Origin of the sequence: Haloarcula sp. S1AR25-4, from assembly GCF_031624555.1 — an archaeon.
In the GTDB taxonomy this organism is placed as follows: Archaea; Halobacteriota; Halobacteria; order Halobacteriales; family Haloarculaceae; genus Haloarcula; species Haloarcula pellucida.
The window spans coordinates 444,759-464,276 of sequence record NZ_JAMQOR010000004.1 but is presented as its reverse complement, the minus strand read 5'-3'; the positions used below and the strand labels follow the sequence as shown (position 1 = coordinate 464,276).

The 19,518-nt window shown below is 61.4% G+C and carries 15 protein-coding genes and 2 pseudogenes; 12 read left to right on the top strand and 5 right to left on the bottom strand.

Annotation, left to right across the window (positions count from 1 at the left end):
* Positions 1 to 1,037: 1,037 nt before the first annotated feature.
* On the bottom strand, positions 1,038 to 3,773 hold the full coding sequence (locus NDI85_RS19035; protein WP_310916654.1) for an HAD-IC family P-type ATPase: 2,736 nt from the start codon (positions 3,771 to 3,773) through the stop codon (positions 1,038 to 1,040).
* Between the two features lie 214 nt (positions 3,774 to 3,987).
* Between NDI85_RS19035 and NDI85_RS22400 the strand changes: the two are divergent.
* A pseudogene (locus NDI85_RS22400) lies at positions 3,988 to 4,152 on the top strand (MFS transporter); the annotation flags it as partial.
* 277 nt (positions 4,153 to 4,429) lie between these two features.
* On the opposite strand, the gene NDI85_RS19030 reads toward NDI85_RS22400, so the two are convergent.
* Positions 4,430 to 5,212: an IclR family transcriptional regulator gene (locus NDI85_RS19030; protein WP_188996998.1), complete on the bottom strand. Its 783-nt coding sequence runs from the start codon at positions 5,210 to 5,212 to the stop codon at positions 4,430 to 4,432.
* A gap of 542 nt (positions 5,213 to 5,754) precedes the next feature.
* Between NDI85_RS19030 and NDI85_RS19025 the strand changes: the two genes are divergently transcribed.
* The 10 genes from NDI85_RS19025 to NDI85_RS18980 all read left to right on the top strand — a co-directional run bounded on the left by NDI85_RS19025 (position 5,755) and on the right by NDI85_RS18980 (position 15,188).
* Positions 5,755 to 6,852: a sn-glycerol-3-phosphate ABC transporter ATP-binding protein UgpC gene (locus NDI85_RS19025; RefSeq protein ID WP_310916653.1), complete on the top strand. Its 1,098-nt coding sequence runs from the start codon at positions 5,755 to 5,757 to the stop codon at positions 6,850 to 6,852.
* A gap of 1 nt (position 6,853) precedes the next feature.
* Positions 6,854 to 7,654, top strand: a complete 801-nt coding sequence (locus tag NDI85_RS19020; RefSeq protein ID WP_310916652.1) for a creatininase family protein — start codon at positions 6,854 to 6,856, stop codon at positions 7,652 to 7,654.
* A gap of 61 nt (positions 7,655 to 7,715) precedes the next feature.
* The gene (locus NDI85_RS19015; protein WP_310916651.1) at positions 7,716 to 9,074 is read left to right on the top strand and encodes a sugar ABC transporter substrate-binding protein; all 1,359 of its coding nucleotides are present in this window, start codon (positions 7,716 to 7,718) and stop codon (positions 9,072 to 9,074) included.
* Positions 9,075 to 9,083: 9 nt separating this feature from the next.
* The gene (locus NDI85_RS19010; RefSeq protein WP_310916650.1) at positions 9,084 to 10,022 is read left to right on the top strand and encodes a sugar ABC transporter permease; all 939 of its coding nucleotides are present in this window, start codon (positions 9,084 to 9,086) and stop codon (positions 10,020 to 10,022) included.
* On the top strand, positions 10,019 to 10,864 hold the full coding sequence (locus NDI85_RS19005; protein WP_188996990.1) for a carbohydrate ABC transporter permease: 846 nt from the start codon (positions 10,019 to 10,021) through the stop codon (positions 10,862 to 10,864). The genes NDI85_RS19010 and NDI85_RS19005 overlap by 4 nt, the downstream gene beginning before the upstream one ends.
* Before the next feature lie 39 nt (positions 10,865 to 10,903).
* Positions 10,904 to 12,055 carry a hypothetical protein gene (locus NDI85_RS19000; protein ID WP_310916649.1) on the top strand — a complete coding sequence of 384 codons (1,152 nt, stop codon included), beginning with the start codon at positions 10,904 to 10,906 and terminating at the stop codon, positions 12,053 to 12,055.
* A gap of 44 nt (positions 12,056 to 12,099) precedes the next feature.
* Positions 12,100 to 13,269 carry a mandelate racemase/muconate lactonizing enzyme family protein gene (locus NDI85_RS18995; protein ID WP_188996986.1) on the top strand — a complete coding sequence of 390 codons (1,170 nt, stop codon included), beginning with the start codon at positions 12,100 to 12,102 and terminating at the stop codon, positions 13,267 to 13,269.
* Between the two features lie 49 nt (positions 13,270 to 13,318).
* The gene (locus tag NDI85_RS18990; RefSeq protein ID WP_310916648.1) at positions 13,319 to 14,161 is read left to right on the top strand and encodes an SDR family NAD(P)-dependent oxidoreductase; all 843 of its coding nucleotides are present in this window, start codon (positions 13,319 to 13,321) and stop codon (positions 14,159 to 14,161) included.
* A gap of 12 nt (positions 14,162 to 14,173) precedes the next feature.
* Complete coding sequence (locus tag NDI85_RS18985; protein ID WP_166973405.1) at positions 14,174 to 14,548, top strand: Rid family detoxifying hydrolase; 375 nt, start codon at positions 14,174 to 14,176, stop codon at positions 14,546 to 14,548.
* Between the two features lies 1 nt (position 14,549).
* Positions 14,550 to 15,188, top strand: coding sequence for an HAD family phosphatase (locus NDI85_RS18980; RefSeq protein ID WP_188996982.1), 639 nt, complete (start codon positions 14,550 to 14,552; stop codon positions 15,186 to 15,188).
* 733 nt (positions 15,189 to 15,921) lie between these two features.
* On the opposite strand, the gene NDI85_RS18975 is transcribed toward NDI85_RS18980, so the two are convergent.
* Positions 15,922 to 16,920 carry a HAMP domain-containing sensor histidine kinase gene (locus tag NDI85_RS18975; RefSeq protein ID WP_188996979.1) on the bottom strand — a complete coding sequence of 333 codons (999 nt, stop codon included), beginning with the start codon at positions 16,918 to 16,920 and terminating at the stop codon, positions 15,922 to 15,924.
* Positions 16,921 to 17,054: 134 nt separating this feature from the next.
* Here NDI85_RS18975 and NDI85_RS18970 point away from each other — a divergent pair.
* Positions 17,055 to 17,219, top strand: a pseudogene (locus NDI85_RS18970) (IS1595 family transposase); the annotation flags it as partial.
* On the opposite strand, the gene NDI85_RS18965 reads toward NDI85_RS18970, so the two are convergent.
* Both NDI85_RS18965 and NDI85_RS18960 read right to left on the bottom strand, forming a co-directional pair.
* Positions 17,214 to 17,948, bottom strand: a complete 735-nt coding sequence (locus NDI85_RS18965; RefSeq protein WP_310916647.1) for a universal stress protein — start codon at positions 17,946 to 17,948, stop codon at positions 17,214 to 17,216. The pseudogene NDI85_RS18970 and the gene NDI85_RS18965 sit on opposite strands and share 6 nt — an antisense overlap.
* A 2-nt stretch (positions 17,949 to 17,950) precedes the next feature.
* Positions 17,951 to 19,381, bottom strand: coding sequence for an APC family permease (locus tag NDI85_RS18960; RefSeq protein ID WP_188996975.1), 1,431 nt, complete (start codon positions 19,379 to 19,381; stop codon positions 17,951 to 17,953).
* Positions 19,382 to 19,518: the final 137 nt, after the last annotated feature.

Genomic DNA, 19,518 nt, shown 5'->3' with positions numbered 1-19,518 from the left:
CGGCCGAGGTGTCGAAACACCGGCTCTCGTGACCGGCGCCGGACCTGCGGGGGTTCGTGGGACCGATTCCGGACGGGATGTGGGCAGAACGGGGGCCACGCCGATACGTGGCTCGACGACTCGAACCGCGACCACGTACGTATCCAGTACCGAAGTGCTGGACGATTCCTCGCGAACAGCCGCGACTACTGACCGGCGACCGACGCCTGTGACGACACGGACTACTACCAAACTCGCACGGTCAGCCACAACCTAGTCGTGAAACGGTATCGTCGGACCGCGTCCGACTGCTATCGCACGTCTCCGATCTCCGATTCAGTTGTGCTTTCCGGTCACGTGGACCTGCAACCGATACTGACAATCAATTTTCATCTAAACGCTCTGCTTTCTCCGTCTCGCTCCCCATCACCACTCGAAGGTGTGGCCTGCGATACGGACGAATCCCGACAACCCGACCGATCCGTGTCCCGAATTGCGACGGAGAGCCCGCGAACTCACAGCCGTACTTATGTTATTTAATCCTGCACGTTCTCGATTTTACGTCCGTTTATCGCCGTCCCGCCGCCGACGAGAGACGGCAGTCTCGGCCGTGTTTCTGTCGTCGTTCGCTGTGGGCGGTGAGAGCGGTCGTTGCGGAAACGGCTCCCGGTGCGGTATTTCGTTCTGCTGTGGATTCGCGGTGATACAGCCGAAACCGCTACTCGTTTCGTCGAATTCACAGAATACAGTTCTCCCACGGACACCTGAATAGGTTGCCTATACTGGTCGCAACGCGCGCAGTACACCGGCTGACGGCGTCTATGAGGGCTGGGTACCAGCGCAACCGGTGGGATCGGCGGCCATCGTACGACCGAGACCGTGCGGCGGTGTCGGAGGGTTCTGTTAGGACGATCTTACCCGAAAACGGGGCTCACATCTCCGTTTCAAACGACCGTCGTTCCCGGGAGCGTCGCCGAACGAGTGGTTCGACGGTCGCCCGTTCCCGAACACCACGTTCGGGTGAGGGCCGCGACTGCCTGTCCGCCAGCCTCCGATCCTTACGTCTCCTTCTCGTGAGTTTGCGAGGGTGACTCTCTCTCGGAACGAGGATACCGGGCCGTCCAGCTCAGTTTGTGGAGTTCGATGGCGGCTGCGATTGTCAGGGCGGTCGCACCGAGAACGAGCCACTGTTCCGGACCGACGGGTGCCGTTCCGAGGACTGCCTGCGCGGGTGGGAAGTACATCGCCCCCAAGTGAATCACGAACGCTCCTATCGTCCCGGTAAGTAAGATCGGGCTCTGGAGCGGTGACAGCCGGAACAGGGACGTCGTTTCGGATCGAGCGTTGCCGATATTGACGATCTCGAACAGGACGATAAGCAGTAGCAGGTGGTTGCGAGCGGCAGCCTCTGAGAGACCCTGATCCAGTAACCAGACGAACGCCCCGAACCCAATCACGCCAATTACGAGTGCGGCGACGAGCACCCGCTCTACCATGATGCGATTGAAAATCCGCTCGTTCGGCGACCGTGGAGGGCGATTCAACACGTCGCCTTCCTTGGGTTCGAAGGCCAGAGCAACGTCCTGAACCCCGTTCGTGACGAGGTTCAGCCAGAGGATCTGGACGGGTACCAACGGGAGCGGGAGCCCGGCTCCGAGACTCATCAGGACGAGTACCACTTCGCCAGCGCCGGTAGAGACGAGTAAGTAGATCACCTTGCGGATGTTGTCGAACGCGATCCGGCCCTGTTCGATGCCTGCGACGATCGTTGCAAAGTTGTCGTCACTGATCACTAAGTCTGCTGCGTCGCGCGCCACGTCAGTTCCCATCTTCCCCATGGCGATCCCGATATTCGCCTGCCGGAGCGCTGGTGCGTCGTTGACGCCGTCGCCCGTCACAGCCACATACTGTCCCATATTCCGCGCGGCTTCGACGATTTTGAGCTTCTGTTCCGGCGAGACGCGCGCGAACACCCGAGTCGTTTCGAGAATCTCCTCGAGTTGTGCTCGCGAGGCATCGACGAGTTCAGCCCCGGTCGTAACCTCCGCTGGGGACTCGGCAAGCCCGATATCGCGGGCGATTGCGAGTGCGGTTTCCGGATGATCTCCGGTAATCATCGTGACCGAGATGCCGGCCTGTTGTGCAGACACTATCGCCGCCGCGACACCGGATCGAAGCGGATCCCTCAACCCGATAAACCCCAAAAACGTCAGCTCTGTCGGCACGGGTGGCGGGTGTCCGGTCCCGGCGTCCGGCTCCAGCGATCCGTCAGCGATAGCGAGCACACGATACCCGTCGTGAGCCATCTCGTTTGCCTGCTGCTGGAGTGCCTGCTGTGAGAACTCACCTTCGCTTGCAGCCGTACACATCTCCAGCACACGCTCGGGCGCCCCTTTCACGAACACCTGCGTCTCGTCGTCTGTCCGGTGGAACGTCGCCGCGTACCGCTGCTCTGGTTCGAAGGGAATCTCGTCGGTCTGTGGATGCGCACCGAGCGCCGACTGGCGGCCCCATCCGAGTTTCTGACCGAACGCGAGGAGGGCGATATCGGTCGGATCACCGCGCCACGTCCACTCTTCTCCCCGTCGGGACAGCTGTCCTTCGTTGCAGAGTACAGACGCTCGGCCGAGACGAGACAACTCGTCTGCGCTGTCCGGCTCCGGGGGGTGTCCGTCTTGGAGGACACTCCCTTCCGGCGTGTACCCCTCGCCGGTCACCTCGAACGTGCTTCCATCGGGGAGCTGAACCTGTTTGACGGTTAGCTCGTTGGCCGTCAGCGTCCCGGTCTTGTCCGAGGCGATCATCGTACAGCTCCCGAGTCCCTCGACGGCCACCAGACGTCGGACGATGACGCCAACCTTGGCCATTCGCCGGCTCGCAACGCCCAGTGCGACGGTGATTCCGACGGGGAGTCCTTCCGGAATTGCTGACACCGCCAGTGCGACGGCAAACAGGAACATCTCGACGGCGTCGTACTGCTGGATGAAAATCCCGAGGAGCGCGGTGACCGCCGCGGCGACGAGTACGACGAGTCCGACGACGCGGGTGAACCGCTCCATGCGCGTCACGAGGGGTGGCTTCCCACCCTCGACAGACGTGACGTCCTCGGCCAGCCGGCCGACGACTGTGTCGGTACCGGTCTCGACGACGACCCCGCGTCCCCGACCGCGGTTGACCACGGTCCCCGCGTGAGCCATGTTCCGCCGGTCTCCCAGCGGCGTCCGGACATCGCCTTCCCAGTTTTCGTCTTTCAGGACGGGCGCTGATTCGCCAGTGAGTGCTGATTCGTCGATCTCCAGACCGTGTGTCGAGACCAGACGAACGTCTGCAGGAACGCGGTAGCCCGATTCGAGAAGCACGACGTCACCCGGAACGACTGCCTCCCCGTCGACGTCGCGCGTCTCTCCGTCTCGGATGACCGTCGCGCGGGTTCGGATGAGTTGCTGTAGTGCCTGGCTGCTGCGTTCCGCACGCCATTCCTGACTCCCGCCGACCAGCGCATTGACCACCAGTACCGCAGCGATGAACCCGGCGTCTGTCCCCTCACCGATGGCGAACGAGACGATTGCAGCAATGGCGAGGATGTAGATGAGGGGGTTCTTGAACTGGCGGAGAAAGATTTGCCAGACGGTGACCGGCTTCGCCTTCGGGAGGCGGTTCGGTCCGTGTTCAGAGAGGCGGTTTGTGGCTTCCTCGGTCGAAAGCCCGTCTGAGTCAGTCGCAAGTGTGTCGTATATCTGGCCGCGTCTCTGGGAATACCAGCTTTCGGTGTCCGACGAAGTGGCGGTTGCCATCGAATACAGGGCGTACGGGAGGAGATGACTTAGTTGTCAGTGCTTCAGACAGTACGGCAGACAGGAGTCTGTGCTTCGACTAGACGGTGTTTTCGATGCGGATTCAGTGCACGGCCGATCGATCGCTGGCGTCTGACAGTGACAGCAACCGTCTTTCAGTCGGCACTTTGCTCGGATGGATCAGGTTGACCTGTCTGGAGGGACTCGTCGATGCGGTTGCAGGATGGCGTTCGTGAACGTCGAAGCCACATTCTACAGGACTGCACTTCTGCTGTCCGTGTCCGGTACAGTCGTCTCCATCTGGATGGAAGAGACCCACCGCGACTTCGGGACCCACGAGCCACCTGCTCCGGCTACTGAACAACCAACCCGTGTCTGAAGAGTAGCACTTTGGTCCGCTCAGACGCTTTCTAGACCCGTTTGTCCTCTATCAGCGCTAGTTATTATCGGGGTGTTTGGAGACGCCGGTTTGCGAAGCTACCGATTCGTTGGTCGCGGTATCTCCGCTCGACCGGAACTGCTTAGCCCAGACACGCCGAAACCAAACACAGCGAAGTACCAGCGAGAATGGGCCACTATCTCACGATATGGAGAATATAGTTAAAGTATGCCTAATTCTGTACCCATACTCGGAGATATAGAAGAGAAGAAACTAACTATCCATCAATAGTGCTGTATTCGTAGTACTGATTGCGGACTTCGATCTCGTTTTTCGTATATCGAAGCACTTCTAGCAAATTCGCCATGTACCTAGAGGTAAATCGGTCTCTGGGGCCAGTGATACCCAGCGACACCATGACTTCCTCGTCTTCGTCGAATATGGGCACCGCGATGCCGCGGACGCCTCTGAGGTGCTCCTCGTCGTCTATCGCATAGCCTTGGTCACGAATCCGTTCGAGTGCTGTTTCGAGATCACTTCGTGACGTCAGTGTCTCCTCGGTGCCTTTCGGTAGCCCGTGTGCTTCGATGATCTCCGTCCGCCGCTCCAGTGGTAGGTTCGCAAGGATCACTTTGCCGAGTGACGTCCAATGCATCTCGGTGTGGTTGCCAATGGGAATTTCGTCGCCAGCGGCCTTCTCACCCGAACTCCGATAGAGGATTACCCTCTGTCCGTTCTCTTCGATCCCGGCCCCAGCAATTTCGCCGGTTTTACGGCTGAGTTCCTCGACCTTGTTCCGGAGCAGTCGGCCGACGTCCAACTGGTGGCGAACGCTACCGCCGACCTCCAGAAACCTGAACGACCGCCGATACTCCCCCGATTCCTTGACGACGTAGTCTCGCTCGACGAGCGTGTTGAGATGGATAAAGACCGTACTCGTGGGGATATCTAACTGCGTAGCAAGTTCAGAGAGGCTCACTGGCTCGAGTTTGCCCAGAGCGGATAAGATATCCAACGTCGTCTCGACGGCGCTGATGGTTTTCTTGTCTTGCGTCGGCATGTCTCACTCCTATTTTGTCCAGAGTGAAATAGCTTCCCCCACCGCATAAAAATTTTCCAACAGAGTTGAAAACTGGTATCATCCGTCCAACCCTCATACACTAACGAACGTACCTGTGTTATTTTCATTGGGATATCGGTCCACGAAGAATGACAACAACTCACATGGGGAATCGATCTCCCGGGCCAAGGTTCTGATTCCGACGATATAGCCCCTCTAATGCCGCATTCTCGATTGCGCCGACGTTTCGACGGACGTCACTCAGCGCGTTTCAATAGGGTTGAAAACCCAACCAACGAACCTGTAAGACTCGATTTATTGCAGATAGAGGCGCTCTATCGACCATCCCCGTATCCGGCCGTCTCGAAGACCCCACGAGTAGCAACGTACCCCGACACGGTTAGCACCGCAACGTCGTGAGGTTCTGGCTCCCTTCGTCCGCGTGACGGCCAAACCGCTGCTTTTGACGTGGTTGTGTTGTCTACTGGGACGGATACTGCCAACATTTATTACCCATGATTGAGACCATTCTCTCACTCGGTATGAGCGAGGTTACACTATCAAACGTCAGCAAGGTATACGACGATGACGTCCTTGCAGTCGAGGACCTGTCCCTGTCCGTCGAAGACGGGGAATTCGTCGTCGTCGTCGGCCCATCGGGGTGTGGCAAATCGACCACGCTTCGGATGATTGCTGGGCTCGAAACAGTCACGGACGGTGAGATCGCCATCGGTGGACAAGTGGTCAACGACGTCCGTCCGCAGGACCGGAACATCGCCATGGTGTTCCAGAGCTACGCGCTCTACCCGCACATGACCGTGCGCGAGAACATGTCCTTCGGGCTGCGTCTGTCCGGCGAGTACGACGACCAGATCGAACAGCGTGTCGAAGAAGCCGCCGAGCTCTTGGAAATCTCGGATCTCATGGCGGACCTGCCGAAACAACTCTCGGGCGGCCAGCAACAGCGCGTGGCGCTCGGACGGGCTATCGTCCGTGATCCAGAGGTGTTCCTGATGGACGAGCCCCTGTCGAATCTCGACGCGAAGTTACGGACGCAGATGCGCACGGAGATTCAGCGGATTCAGGAGGAACTCGACGTCACGACCATCTACGTCACCCACGACCAGACGGAGGCGATGACGATGGCCGACCGTATCGTGATTCTCAACGAGGGGGAACTCCAGCAGGTCGACCCGCCCGAGCGCTGCTATGACGAACCAAACAACGAGTTCGTCGCGGGATTCATCGGCTCGCCCTCGATGAACTTCTTCGAGGTGAGTGTGACGGCCAGCGACGACGGTGCCCGATTCGATTCGCCCGATGTCGGATTTACGCTCGACGTCGACATTCCTGCCGGGGAGTACACCCTCGGCGTGCGACCGGAGGACTTCGTCGCCGAAGGCGCCGGTGAGTACATCGATACGGTCGTCGACGTCGTCGAGCCGATGGGTTCGGACAACTTCCTCTATCTGGAGACGGCAGGCGGCTCTACGGAGGTCGTGGCCCGGGTCGATAGCGAATACCGACCGCAGCGGGGCGACGAGATATCGCTGGGATTCCACACAGACGATATGCATCTGTTCGAGCCCGATGGCGAGCGCGTAGCGATGACTCAGCTACGGCGGACGGAGTCGGCGTAACATGTTGTACGAGACTATCGGTCAGAGAGAGTGCGAATGGGCCGGGATGACTGCGAGCGGGGTCCGAGATGTCGGCGAGCAATGTGGCTCCGTCCTCGTCATCCCCGTCGGGAGCGTCGAACAGCACGGCAACCACCTACCGGTCGTCACCGACACGCTTCTCGTCGAAGCGATGGTCGACGCCGCTATCGAGCGCTTAGACGACGTTCCCGTCGTCGTGACACCGCCGGTCTGGAGTGGCTTTTCGCCACATCACTTGTCGTTCGGCGGCACCCTGTCACTCGAGTTCGCTCACCTGCGAGCGACGCTGGAGGATATCGCACACACTGGCATCCAGAACGGGTTCGATGCGGTGCTGTTCGTCAACGGCCACGGCGGGAACGGCCCGCTCATCGACGCCGTCGTGAGTACCGTCGGCGTCGACACCGAGGCGGAGGTACTCGGGACGACGTATTTCCGATTGGCATCGGACCGAATCGAGGAACTCCGGACGACCGAGACGGGCGGGATGGCCCACGGCGGCGAGTTCGAGACGTCCCTCATGCTTGCCCTGCGACCGGACCTCGTGGGCGACCCGGACGCCCGAGACGGCGAACCGATGGACGAACACTACGAGTGGGGCGGACAGGACTTGCTCGACGGGGGCACCGTTACCGTCTATCGCTCGTTCGACGCGTATTCGTCGTCCGGTGCCATCGGCGCGCCAAAGCGGGCGAGCGCCGAGACGGGCGACCGAATCCGCTCGATCATCGGTGAGGAACTCGCGGCTCTCATGGTCGCGATTCACGAGAACAATGCCTGAACAGCGAGCCACGCGATACAAACACAAACAATTATGTACATGGGACTGAGTGACACTAATGATGCAGCCCGATAACAACCCCGAGTCTAGCGACGACAGTATCGACCGCCGACAGTTACTGCAGGCACTCGGCGCAGGCGGCGCCATCGCCATCGCCGGTTGTAGCGGCGACGGTGGTAGCGGAAGCGATGGCGGCGACGGCGACAGTGGTAGCGGAAGTGACGGCGGCGACGGCGGTACCCAGAGCGTCCAGTTTCTCACGATGGGCGTCGGCGACAACATCAAGCAGTTCTTCGAGGAGAACAACGCGGCCTTCGAAGAAGAACACGGCGTCGACGTCGAGTTCACCAGCGTTACGTGGGACAACGCCCGTCAGACCGTGAACAACCGCGTCGACGGCGGCCAAGCACCCGACGTCAGTCGGTGGCCTGCGCGTTGGATCCCTCAACTCGTGGGCAAGGACGCGCTCGAACCGCTCGACGACATGATGGACGGCGAGTTCGGCGAGCAGTTCTACGACGGCGTCGCCGAGGGGACGATGTACAACGGCTCGCATTACGGCGTTCCGTGGGCCGCCTCGAATAAGTGTCTCTACTACAATAAGGACGTCTTCGAGACGGCCGGTCTCGACCCCGAGAACCCGTCGATCGATTCGTGGCAGGACATGGTGGACGCCGCAAAGCAAATCCGCGATAGCGATGCCAGCGTGCCTGCCCTCGGGCTTGCGGGGGCCGACGCCATCGAGACCGGGTCACAGTACTATCACTACCACTGGTCGCACGGCGCAGACCTCGTCGACGACGAAGGAATGCCGGTCGTAAACTCCAGCGGGGCTGTCGACGCCCTCTCGCTGTACACCGACCTCCACCTCGAACACGACGTCACACAGTCCTCGCCGCTCTCGTCGACTCGGCAGGACATTCGGCAACTGTTCGAGAACGGTGACCTAGGAATGGTCATCGGACACGTCTACACCGGACTCAACATCACCTCGGCACAAGAGAACGACGAGGTCGACTTCGACTACGGCATCGTGCAGGTACCCCGCGGGCCCGAGGGGCGATACAGCCTCTTTACCATCGATACGCTCGCCATCCTGAGTCAGAGCGAGCACAAGGACCTCGCACGCGACCTGATTCGCTTCTACTTCGACGAGGAACGCCGGTTCCAGTACTCGAAGCAGAAAGGCTTCCTCCCGGTCGTCGAAGCCGTCGGCGAGCGGTCGTACTTCTCCGACTCGAAGAACTGGGGGCCGTTCGTCGAGGCGGGACAGTACGCTCGCGCTCGGCCGAAGCTCAGTAACTTCAGCGAGTTCAACGACCGGATGGTCCAGGCGATTCAGGAAGCGCTGGCAGAACGGAAGACGCCCCAGAAAGCGCTCAATGACGCCCAGAGTGATCTCGAAGATGCCATGGAGTGACAGACAGGAATGAGTCTGGCAGAGGAATATACCGAGGCGTCCGAGGACTCACGTCTCGAACGAGGGTTGGCGTACCTCCAGCGAAACAGCCGTGCGTATCTCCTCATCGCACCCGCAGCCCTGTTCCTGTTGGCGGTCGTCGGGTACCCGATTATCGAGACGTTTCGGCTTTCGCTGTACCGGTCGCCGGCCGACTCCACTATCGAGACGTTCGTCGGACTCCAGCACTACGTCGAGATATTCGACAGCGACATCTTCTACCGATTGCTCTGGCAGACGGGGCGCTGGGTTCTGGCCGGCGTCGCCGGCAAGACGGTTCTGGGCCTGCTCATCGCCGTCCACCTCAAGGGGGACATCCGCGGTCGGAAGTTCTTCCGTACCGCGTTCCTCATCCCGTGGGGCATCCCCTACGCCATCTCGGCGGTCGTGTTCCGCTGGATAGAGCACCCGCAGTTCGGCTACCTCAACGCCATCCTGCTGAAACTCGGGGTCATCGAGCAGGGCATCGGTATCCTCGGGAACCCATCGATAGCGTGGCTCGGCGTGGTCGTCGCCGACATCTGGATCGGGACGCCGTTCATGGCGATCATCTTCCTCGCGGGGCTCCAGTCGATTCCGCAGGAGCTGTACGAGGCAGCCGCCATCGACGGCGCAGAAAAGTGGCACCAGTTCCGCTACATCACGCTCCCGCAACTGAAGAGCGTCATACTCATCGCCACGCTGCTGTCGACCATCTGGACGTTCGTCAGCTTCGACGTCATCTGGACGATGACCGGTGGCGGTCCCATCAGTTCGACGGCGACGCTCGTCATCCACATCTACCAAGTCGGCCTCCAGAACGGAAATCTCGGACGCGGGGCCGCCTACAGCGTCATCGGGTTCCTGTTCCTGCTCGTCTTCGCTATCATCTACCTGCGCATCTACACGCGCGGAGGTGACGAGCTATGACCATGGCGGGCCACGACCGGAGCGGCCTCCGCAAAGTCCGCCTCTACGGCGTGCTGCTAGCGCTGCTCGGGCTCATGATGCTCCCGTTCTACACCATGTTCTCGAGCACGTTCAAGCCCGAATCGGAGATATTCTCCGCGCCGGCGACGCTGTTCCCCTCCGACCCCAGCTTTCAGGCGTACGTCGAGGTCTGGTCACAGACCGACGTGCTCCTGTGGATCGGGAACAGTTTCATCATCTCGCTGGGGACGGTCGTCCTCACGCTCCTGCTGGCGATTCCGGCCGCGTACTCCTGTGCCCGGAACGACTTCGTCGGCAAGCGGACCTTCCTCCTCTCCGTGCTGGTCGTCCAGATGTTCGCACCGGTCGTGCTGATCGTCGGCCTGTTCGACGTCATCACCCAGTTCGGCCTGTTCAACACCTATCTGGCCGTCATCATCCCGGCGGCGGCGTTCACCCTGCCGTTCAACGTCTGGATGCTGTATGGCTACTTCAAGACGATACCCGTCGCGCTCGAGGAGTCGGCGCGTATCGACGGCGCCAGCCAGTTGCAGATCCTCACGAAGATCGTGTTGCCGCTGACCAAGCCGGCACTGGTGGCCAGCATCACTTACACGTTCCTCTACGCGTGGAACCGACTGCTGTTCGTCCTCACCTTCCTCACCGACAGCGCGAAGTACAACATCCCACGCGGTGTCTTCTCGATGGTCGGCGCGCTACAGACCGACTGGCGGATGATGCTCACGGTGTCGGTCATCGGCATCATCCCGCTGTTGATCCTGTTTGCCTTCCTCGAGGAGTACATCGTCGCCGGGATGACCGCCGGCGCGGTCAAAGAGTAGCGCCTCTACTTTTATTATCGCCCCGGTGGTCGCTTGGGTATGGAATTCGCGACGTGGGCGTACCCATGGGATATCCTGGACGAAGGCCCGGCCGAGGTCGAAGCGCGGCTTCGGGGCATCGGCATCGACGAGGTGAACCTCGCGACGAACTACCACACGGTGCAGGCGTTCACACCGCACAATCCCGAGCGGCGAACGCTGTTCGCCCGTGCGAGTTCGTACTTCGAGACCAGTCCGGACTACGGACAGCTCGAACCAGTGCCCTACGAGGGGATGGACGGCGACTGGGTCGCCGACGTCGCCGACGGCCTGACCGACCTGACAGTGACCTCCTGGACCGTCGGCTGTCACAGCTCCCGCCTCGGAATGGACAACCCCGGATGTACGCTCGAATCGGCACACGGGGACGACCTCGTCTTCGGTCTGTGCCCCTCGAACCCCGAGGTCCAGCGGTACCTCACGGCACTCGTCTCGGACCTCGCGTCGCGCGACGGACTCGACCGCATCGAGCTAGAGACCTTCGATTACTTCTACGGGACCGGCTTCGGCTGGCACCACCAGAAGATTCACGCTCGGCTGGGGCCGCTCGGCGAGTTCTTTCTCGGGCTGTGTTTCTGTCCGCACTGCCGCGAGAACGCGACGGCCGCCGGCGTCGACGTCGGCCGGGCCCGCACGACTGTCGCCGAAACACTCGACGCTATCGTCGCTGGCGACGTGGCATACGACCGCTCACCGGAGGCGTGGCTCACGGAGCACAGCGCCGTTGCCGCGTACGTCGACGTCCGCGAGCAGACGCTGACGTCACTGTACGCCGAGTTGGCAGACGCCGCCGGATCGACGCCGCTCGGCTATTACGTCGGCGCACCCGAACCCGGTCGTGAGTGGATGGTCGGTGCCGACCTTGCGGCACTCTCGACGCACGTCGATTACTACTGTCTCCCGGCCTACGAATCGACGACCGAGGCGGTGCTGGAAGCCTATCGCACCGTCGAGAGTCTCGTCGACGACGTCCCGCTCCACGTCGGCCTCCTGCCGGGCCACCCGGCGATTCACGACGAGGCAACCGTCGTCGATATCGTACGGACTCTCGAGTCGAGAGGGGTCCCACGCCTCTCGTTCTACAACTACGGACTCTTACCGGAGCAGTCGTTGCAATGGGTCGGAGCCGCCATCGACGCGGTGAACACGTAGCCCGAAACGGTACTTTGATTATAGTTCCCGAACGACGGGCTTGCATGGAGATAACCGGCGTGTCAGCGGTGACTGTAGACGTACCGCTGGCCGACCTAGACGACCACCTCGGAATCGGTCCGTACGTGACCAATCACGGGCGGCTAGAATCGATGGAGCGAGTCCTCGTGCGCGTAGACACGGACGAAGGCATCAGTGGCTGGGGAGAGATGCGTGTCTTCCTCTCACCGGCGGCTACCGAGTCCATCATCGAAGACGGTGTCGGCCCGATGATTCGGGGCCAGTCGCCCTTCGAGATCGAACGACTCCGGCGACAGGTGTTCGTCGAGTACACGAACGTCGACATGTTCTTCGCGGCCGTCGAAACGGCCTGCTGGGACATCGTCGGCAAAACCCTCGACCGCCCCGTCTACGAACTCCTCGGCGGGTGGACGGCACCGACACAGGGGTCCCAACAACACCGACAGAGCGTCGACGGCGACAGTACCGCACCCAGCGACGTCCCGATCGCGTTCTGTCTCGGCATCCTCTCGCCCGAAGAGTCACGCGTCAAGGCTCGGGAAGCCCTCGAAGCGGGTTTCAGCGTCCTCAAGACGAAGGCCGGGCGGGACTGGCGACAGGACGTCGAGCGCATCGTCGCGATGCACGACGAAGTCGACGGGCAACTGGAGTTCCGCCTCGACCCGAATCAGGGCTGGACGCTCGATCAGGCGGTTCGCGTCGGCGCGATGCTCGAAGACGAGAACGTCTACCTCCAGTACATGGAACAGCCGATTCGAGTCGATTCGCACACGTCGTTAGCCCGCCTGCGACAGCGGCTCAGACAGCCAATCGCCCCGAACGAGGATACCTACATCTCACACAACATCCAGTCGCTCGTCGAAGCCGGTGCGATGGACGTGGGCGTCATCGACCTGACCCCGGCCGGCGGTATCAGCGGCCTCCGCCAGCAAGCCGCCGTCCTCGAAGACGCCGGCGTCCCCTTCACGCACCACTGTGCGTTCGATCTGGGGATTCGGACAGCGGCCATCCTCCACGCGTTCACCGGTATCCCGGGCTTTGCCCTACCGCCGGATTCGACGTACTACGGCTGGGAGGCGGACGTCATCGAGAACCCCTTCGAGGTGACCGACGGTCGCCTCCCGGCCCCGGAGGGCCCCGGACTCGGCATCGACGTCGACATGGACGCGGTCGAAGAGTATCGAATCTCATGAGCGGACGAGAACAAGTTTCAATAGGGCAGCCTTCGTGGGTGTCATCGCTATGGTAGAGCTATCGTTAGCCGACCGCCCGGCCATCGTGACCGGTGCGTCTCGGGGAATCGGACGCGAAATCGCAGCCCGGTTCGCCGAGGCGGGCGGCGACGTCGTCGTCTGTTCGCGCACCTACGAGGACGTCGACGCGGTTGCGACGGAACTGACCGCCGAACACGACGGCCGCGTCGTCCCGGTCGAATGCGACGTCACAGACAGAGACGCCGTACGGGACCTCGTCGATACGACGGTCGAAGAGTTCGGCACCGTCCGCGTACTCGTGAACAACGCCGGCGGGGCAGACGAGTCTGCGAACCTGTTACACCGCTGTGACGAGGCGACCTTCGAGTGGATGGTCGATCTGAACCTGAAGAGCCAGTTCCTCCTGAGCAAGGAGGTGCTGCCGGCGATGGTCGCCGCTGGCGGCGGGTCCATGATTCACATGGGATCGGTCAACGGCCTGTTCGGTATCGGCCTCTCCGGATACTCGGAAGCCAAAAGTGGGCTGTTGGCGCTGTCGCGGAACATCGCCGCCCACTACGGCCAACACGGTATCCGCTCGAACGTCGTCTCTGCGGCCACCATCGAGACGGCAAACAGGCGCGCCGAGATGGAGAACACGGAGGAACGGACCGGTGAGACGAGCGCTCGAGAGCGCTGGCTCGATCAGTATCCGCTCGGTCGGTTCGGCACGCCGAGAGAAGTCGCCGACACGACCCTGTTCCTCGCCTCCGAACTGTCGAGTTTCGTCACCGGCGAGAATCTCGTCCTCGACGGCGGACTGACGACTAGCTTGCCGACGCCGTTCATCAACGACGTGTACGACGCGGACGAACCACCGACGACCAACTGAGTCACGCGACCCATGGAAGAACTAACCACCGACGACGCACCAGACAGCATCGGACCGTACTCACAAGGCATCGCGACCGGAGACCGTATCTACGTCTCCGGACAGGGCCCGGTCGACCCCGACACGGGCGAGGTGATTCCGGGAACACCCGGTGAGCAGACTCGACGGACGCTCGAGAACGTCGAGGCCATCCTGCAGGCCGGCGGCGTCTCGCTCGACGACGTCGTGAAAGCGACCGTGTTCGTGAAGGACATGCGGTACTACGACGAAGTCAACGAGGTCTACGGCGAACTCATGTCGGCGCCGTATCCCGCTCGGAGCGCCGTCGAAGTCGTCAAACTCCCCGTCGATATCGACGTCGAGATAGAGGTCGTCGCAGAGCGGTAGCATGGAGCGACTGGTTGTCTTCGACCTCGACGGGACACTCACCCGACAACGAGGGGGCTTCGACCTCTTGCATACGCTCTACGGTACGACACCGGCGGGCGACGCGCTGATGGACCGACTCGAGGCGGATCAGCTCTCGTTCGAGGAGTGGTGTCGAGCGACCGTGGAGGAGTGGCGTACGAGCGGGATCACCGAGTCGGATATCGACCGAGCGACTCGTGCAGTCAAGCCCAAAGCGGGGGCACCGGAACTTCTCGCTCGACTGCACCGCGAGAACGTCGCATTCGGGATACTCAGCGCCGGCATCGCGAACCTCGCTACACAGTTCGAACAGTACGACCCCGACTTCGTACGCGGAAACTGGCTCCAGTTCGAGGCCGGGAAGCTCTCGGGCATCGACGTCGGCGTTGGCCCCGACCAGAAGGGTGCGATACTGCGACGGATACGCGATACACGGAGCCACATCGACATCACGTACGTCGGGGATTCACACACCGATACGGAGGCGTTCGTCGAGGCAGATACCGCAGTCCTGTTCGATCCGGACGACCGTGTTCCCGACACGGCTGTCGACGCCGCCGATACGGTCGTAGAATCGACCGATCTGAAAGACGTTACGTCGATTATGCCGGTAGATTGACGGAAAGTTGAATACCTACGGCGAAAAATTCGAATTTTGGGATATAAATGCTCCAGTATGGTGTTTTATTCGGAAGTTCACACACATCTGCCGTTCTTGAGTAGCGGATTGTCGATCAGTTCGGAGCAGTCACTGGCAGCCACAGTTCTCTGGTGATGAGTCTATGAGCACTTCACCCCCACGAGGATCCGTCTGAAACCGTCGCAGCGGGCAGACTGCCGAACCCTTCGGTTTGGATAGACGCGATAACGCAAGCATCGACTGACGGCAACCCCTTCAGTACGCAGCAACTGGCAAGAAGTGTCGGCTGTATCCCCGTCCTACTGCGCTTCTTGTCCGCTTAGCGGACTGCGATGCTCCGTGAGGACGAAGCCTCACAAAGAGGTAGTAGGGGTGGAGAAGGGCTGGATGGCGCGTGGGGGGTGGAACGCAGCCGATGTGGGTAGGTACATCGCCATACCGGCAACTTCGAGTTTTGGCGTGACAATGCATAGACGTGCCCGTCTGTCCCGGTGCAGCCGAGATAGCACACGCGACAGCGGACGTATCCGTCCAACCGTCCCACAACGGCTGTCGACGAGTTCGACCTGCCCATCAGCTTCGTCCTCGACGACGCCCAACGCCTGTTCGTACCCGTCCCAGTCGTGAGCGCCACTTTCACCGTCGACGCCGAGAAACAGTGGGCGTCGTCAGTTGCCCGCGGGCACTGCGGTGCGTACAGACACTGTAGACCTCAGCTACACTGGACGCCCGTCACTTCGAACCGGGCACCACCGTCATTGCCTGTCGTAATTCCGAGTTCCCACCCGTGGGCGTCGGCGATTTGTTTGACGATTCGGAGTCCGAACCCGGTACCGTCGGAGGAGGTCGTGTAGCCGGACTGAAATACTCGCTGCCGCGCAGCGTCCGGAATGCCCGGGCCGTCGTCCTCGACGTAAAACCCGTTGTCGAGGCTGCCGACCGTGATCGTCACCTCTTTGCCGCCGTGGTCGATCGCGTTCCGAATAAGGTTCCATAATAGCTGTTGGAGACGAGTCTTGTCCGCTTGAACGGTGGTCCCGTCTGCTATGTTGAGCGATGCGTCGTCCGTATCGGTGGACCGCCAACACTCCTGAACGCAGATAGCCAAATCGACAGGTTCGGGCTCGACGACTGATTTACCAGCCTGAGCGAGGGAGAGTACATCTTCTATGATATCACCCATTCGCTTGTGGGCCTGTGCCACCGCGTCGAGATGCGCGCTATCGCACTCCTCGCGGGCCAACTCGAGCCGCCCCGAGGCGGCGTTCAACGGGTTCCGTAAATCGTGAGAGACGACACCAGCAAACTCGTTCAGGCGTTGGTTTCGTTGTTCGAGTGCCTGCTCGTACTGCTTGCGCTCAGTAATGTCACGGACGAATGCCAGGAGGCAGTCTTCCTCACCAATCATGGTTCGTTCGAGTACGACCTCGCCCCAGAACTGGCTGCCGTCCGCCCGCTCGAACAACCAATCGAACTGCTGGGACTCGCCGTCGAGCGCCAGCCGAATCTTTTCCATCGCCGCCTCCTGGTCGAACTTGGGGCCATCAGCGCTGATCTTCTTGATCTCCATCTCCTCGAGTTCGGCTGGGCTGTAGCCCATGAGTTCGGCGTACCGTTCATTGACTTTCCCGATCACCCCCCGTTCCGGGTCGTTGAGAGCGATACCGACCTTGGCCTTATGGAAGATATCCTTGTAATCAACGGCTGCCATGCATGTGCTGTGGAATAACAGACACTTATGTTTGGGGCGGATTCGGTGAACCGCTAGATGGCGTCGGCTTCGCCCGCCAGAATCGGCGGATGAAGCGGGAAACCGCCGATACCTCTGTCGGCGAGTTCCCGCTTCAGGAAGACCGCTCGGTCAGAACCGGCAGCTACAGGGAGTTGCAACGGTATCTGTCTGCGAATCGCGACCGCACGTTCAACGACGAGACTGGTACCCACTCGAAGGGTCCGCTCCGTCGGTGGTCGCTCTCGACCTACGCGTTCCGCCGATTTACTTTCTCACTCTTCCCTCTGATTCGGGGCGGGTTCGCGCTGGACGACGAGAACGGGACCGAGGAACCGGTTGGCGACCTGCGTCGCTGGCATACCGAACACGAACGTCGCCAGGGACGGGTCCGTCTCACCCATGACGACGACGTCGAACGCTGCAGATGCGTCGACGATCGCATCGAGGGGGGCTCGATCCCGCTCGACTCGTGTCTCGATCGTCGACGTGTCGATACCGCGGTCTCCCAGTCGTTCTACCAGTCCATCGAGAAGGGTCCCGATGTCCTCGTCTGTTTCCTCGTTCTCGGCGACGTGATACAGCGTGATCGATGCGTCCATCGCACCGAACACACCGGCAACGACGCGCGCAAGACGATCGACTCCTACGGTCCCACGGACGGCAACGAACACGTCTTCGACCGCTCCCGTGGCGTTCGGGACGAGCACGGCCAGACAGTCGTGCTCGGTTATCGTTCGGTCGATCGTCTTCTGACCGTCGTGCGTGAATACGAGACGCCGTTCGACGGTCGCTCCCGCCGCCTCGAATATCGCCTCGTACTCGTCGAGCCGGTCCTTGGCGCGCTCCTCGAACTGCATCTGTGCCTGCCCCGGTGCAGTCTGTTCCGGAATGACGTGATAGCCCAGGAGGACGACGTGAGCGTTCGCGAGGAGGGTCGGAACACCCTCGGGGACCGACTCCCCTTCGAGTACGCGAATCGGGACGAGTATCGGTGGACGGTCCGTCATTGTCAGATGTCCCCTTTGAGTGTGACGTCCCCAGCGTAATAACGGTACCAGAGGTACGAGACGAGCATCACCCCGACGCCGATACCGATCGAGGCAGGTTGCATGAAGGCGATCAGTCCGAAGCTCGCGAGCGCACCTACGGCCGGGACCACCGGATAGCCCGGTACCCGGTAGCTGGGCGAGTACCACTCCGGGTTTCGCCGCCGCAACACGATCAGGGCGACACACATCAGCCCGTACATGATCAGGTGGAGGAACGAAGCGACCTCCGCGAGCAGTTCGACCTGACCGGTCGCGACGAGAACGAGGATCGGGCCACCGGCGGCGAGCAACGCGACGTGTGGCGTGCCGTATCGGAGGTTTACCTCGCTCGCCTTCCTGGGAAGCAGGGCGTCACGGCTCAGCGCGTACACTGCTCGCGAGGCGCTGAGAATCGATGCGTTCGCACTCGAGAACGTCGCCAGCAATCCGGCGCCAAGGATCGCGACCGCGCCCGGCAGCCCGAGGAAGTCACGGGCCACCTCGACCATCGCCGTCTCCCCGAACTGCCCCAGCCGGTTCGCACCGAACGCGCTGGTCGCGACGAAGATCGTCACGACGTAGAAGACCGTAACGACGAGAACCGACCCGACCATCGCAAGCGGAAGATTCCGTCCCGGTTGTTTGATCTCGCCCGCAACGGTCGCGACCTGAGCAAATCCCAGATACGATGTAAACACCAGCGCAGCTGTTGTCAGCACCGGGAAATGTCCTCTGGAGAAGAACGCCCCCGGGACGCTTCCACGACCGAAGACGCCCACGGCGTCGAGGACGCCGTACGAGAGAAATCCCGTGAGCACCACGAGGAGGATTCCGACGACCACGTTCTGGAGAGTGGCCGTGTTCTCTGTGCCGCCAATACTCAACGCGGTCAGGACGACTCCGAACAGTAACCCGATCCCGGTGACGGGACTAAACGAGAGCCCGACGCCGAGTTCGGCGAACACGGCGCTCGCATAGTGGCCGAGCCCGACGAGGTAAAACGCGGAGGCGAACATCAGTCCCAGCCACAGGCCGAGGCCCACGATCGCACCGTAGGCCGTCCCCATCCCTCGCGAGATGAAGTAGTAGCCGCCACCGCTACGGGGCATCGCCGTGGCGAGTTCAGAGGTCGGCAGCGCCACGAGCAACGCGATGACCCCGCCGATCGCGAACGAGACGGTGGCAGCAAGCCCCGCATTGTTCGCTGCCAACCCCGGAAAGACGAAGATGCCCGCTCCGATCATGGTCCCGATTCCGATCGCCAGCCCACCGACCAGCCCGATGGTTCGCTCCAGTTCGACGTCGTCGTCGTGGACGGTCGTATCGGCGGTGACGGCCTCTGGCTCCGCTGCAGGCGCCTCACCAGCGACGTTCTGCCCGCCCGGGTCGACGTCGACAGGCTGTTCGGTCATGCGGAGTGATTATTTCAATAGCCAGATAAAATCGGCGGTGAGTGAGGTCGGAGCAGACGACTCCTGCCTGGAACCGGCTGCTGTTCTCGCCGGCCCCGGCGACGACGAGTTCATCGCCGTGAGGTTCAAACGCGTAG

Coding starts and splice junctions, on each gene's coding strand:
- NDI85_RS19035 (WP_310916654.1), bottom strand. CDS start 3,773: ATGGCAACCGCCACTTCGTCGGACACCGAAAGCTGGTATTCCCAGAGA.
- NDI85_RS19030 (WP_188996998.1), bottom strand. CDS start 5,212: ATGCCGACGCAAGACAAGAAAACCATCAGCGCCGTCGAGACGACGTTG.
- NDI85_RS19025 (WP_310916653.1), top strand. CDS start 5,755: ATGAGCGAGGTTACACTATCAAACGTCAGCAAGGTATACGACGATGAC.
- NDI85_RS19020 (WP_310916652.1), top strand. CDS start 6,854: ATGTTGTACGAGACTATCGGTCAGAGAGAGTGCGAATGGGCCGGGATG.
- NDI85_RS19015 (WP_310916651.1), top strand. CDS start 7,716: ATGCAGCCCGATAACAACCCCGAGTCTAGCGACGACAGTATCGACCGC.
- NDI85_RS19010 (WP_310916650.1), top strand. CDS start 9,084: ATGAGTCTGGCAGAGGAATATACCGAGGCGTCCGAGGACTCACGTCTC.
- NDI85_RS19005 (WP_188996990.1), top strand. CDS start 10,019: ATGACCATGGCGGGCCACGACCGGAGCGGCCTCCGCAAAGTCCGCCTC.
- NDI85_RS19000 (WP_310916649.1), top strand. CDS start 10,904: ATGGAATTCGCGACGTGGGCGTACCCATGGGATATCCTGGACGAAGGC.
- NDI85_RS18995 (WP_188996986.1), top strand. CDS start 12,100: ATGGAGATAACCGGCGTGTCAGCGGTGACTGTAGACGTACCGCTGGCC.
- NDI85_RS18990 (WP_310916648.1), top strand. CDS start 13,319: ATGGTAGAGCTATCGTTAGCCGACCGCCCGGCCATCGTGACCGGTGCG.
- NDI85_RS18985 (WP_166973405.1), top strand. CDS start 14,174: ATGGAAGAACTAACCACCGACGACGCACCAGACAGCATCGGACCGTAC.
- NDI85_RS18980 (WP_188996982.1), top strand. CDS start 14,550: ATGGAGCGACTGGTTGTCTTCGACCTCGACGGGACACTCACCCGACAA.
- NDI85_RS18975 (WP_188996979.1), bottom strand. CDS start 16,920: ATGGCAGCCGTTGATTACAAGGATATCTTCCATAAGGCCAAGGTCGGT.
- NDI85_RS18965 (WP_310916647.1), bottom strand. CDS start 17,948: ATGACGGACCGTCCACCGATACTCGTCCCGATTCGCGTACTCGAAGGG.
- NDI85_RS18960 (WP_188996975.1), bottom strand. CDS start 19,381: ATGACCGAACAGCCTGTCGACGTCGACCCGGGCGGGCAGAACGTCGCT.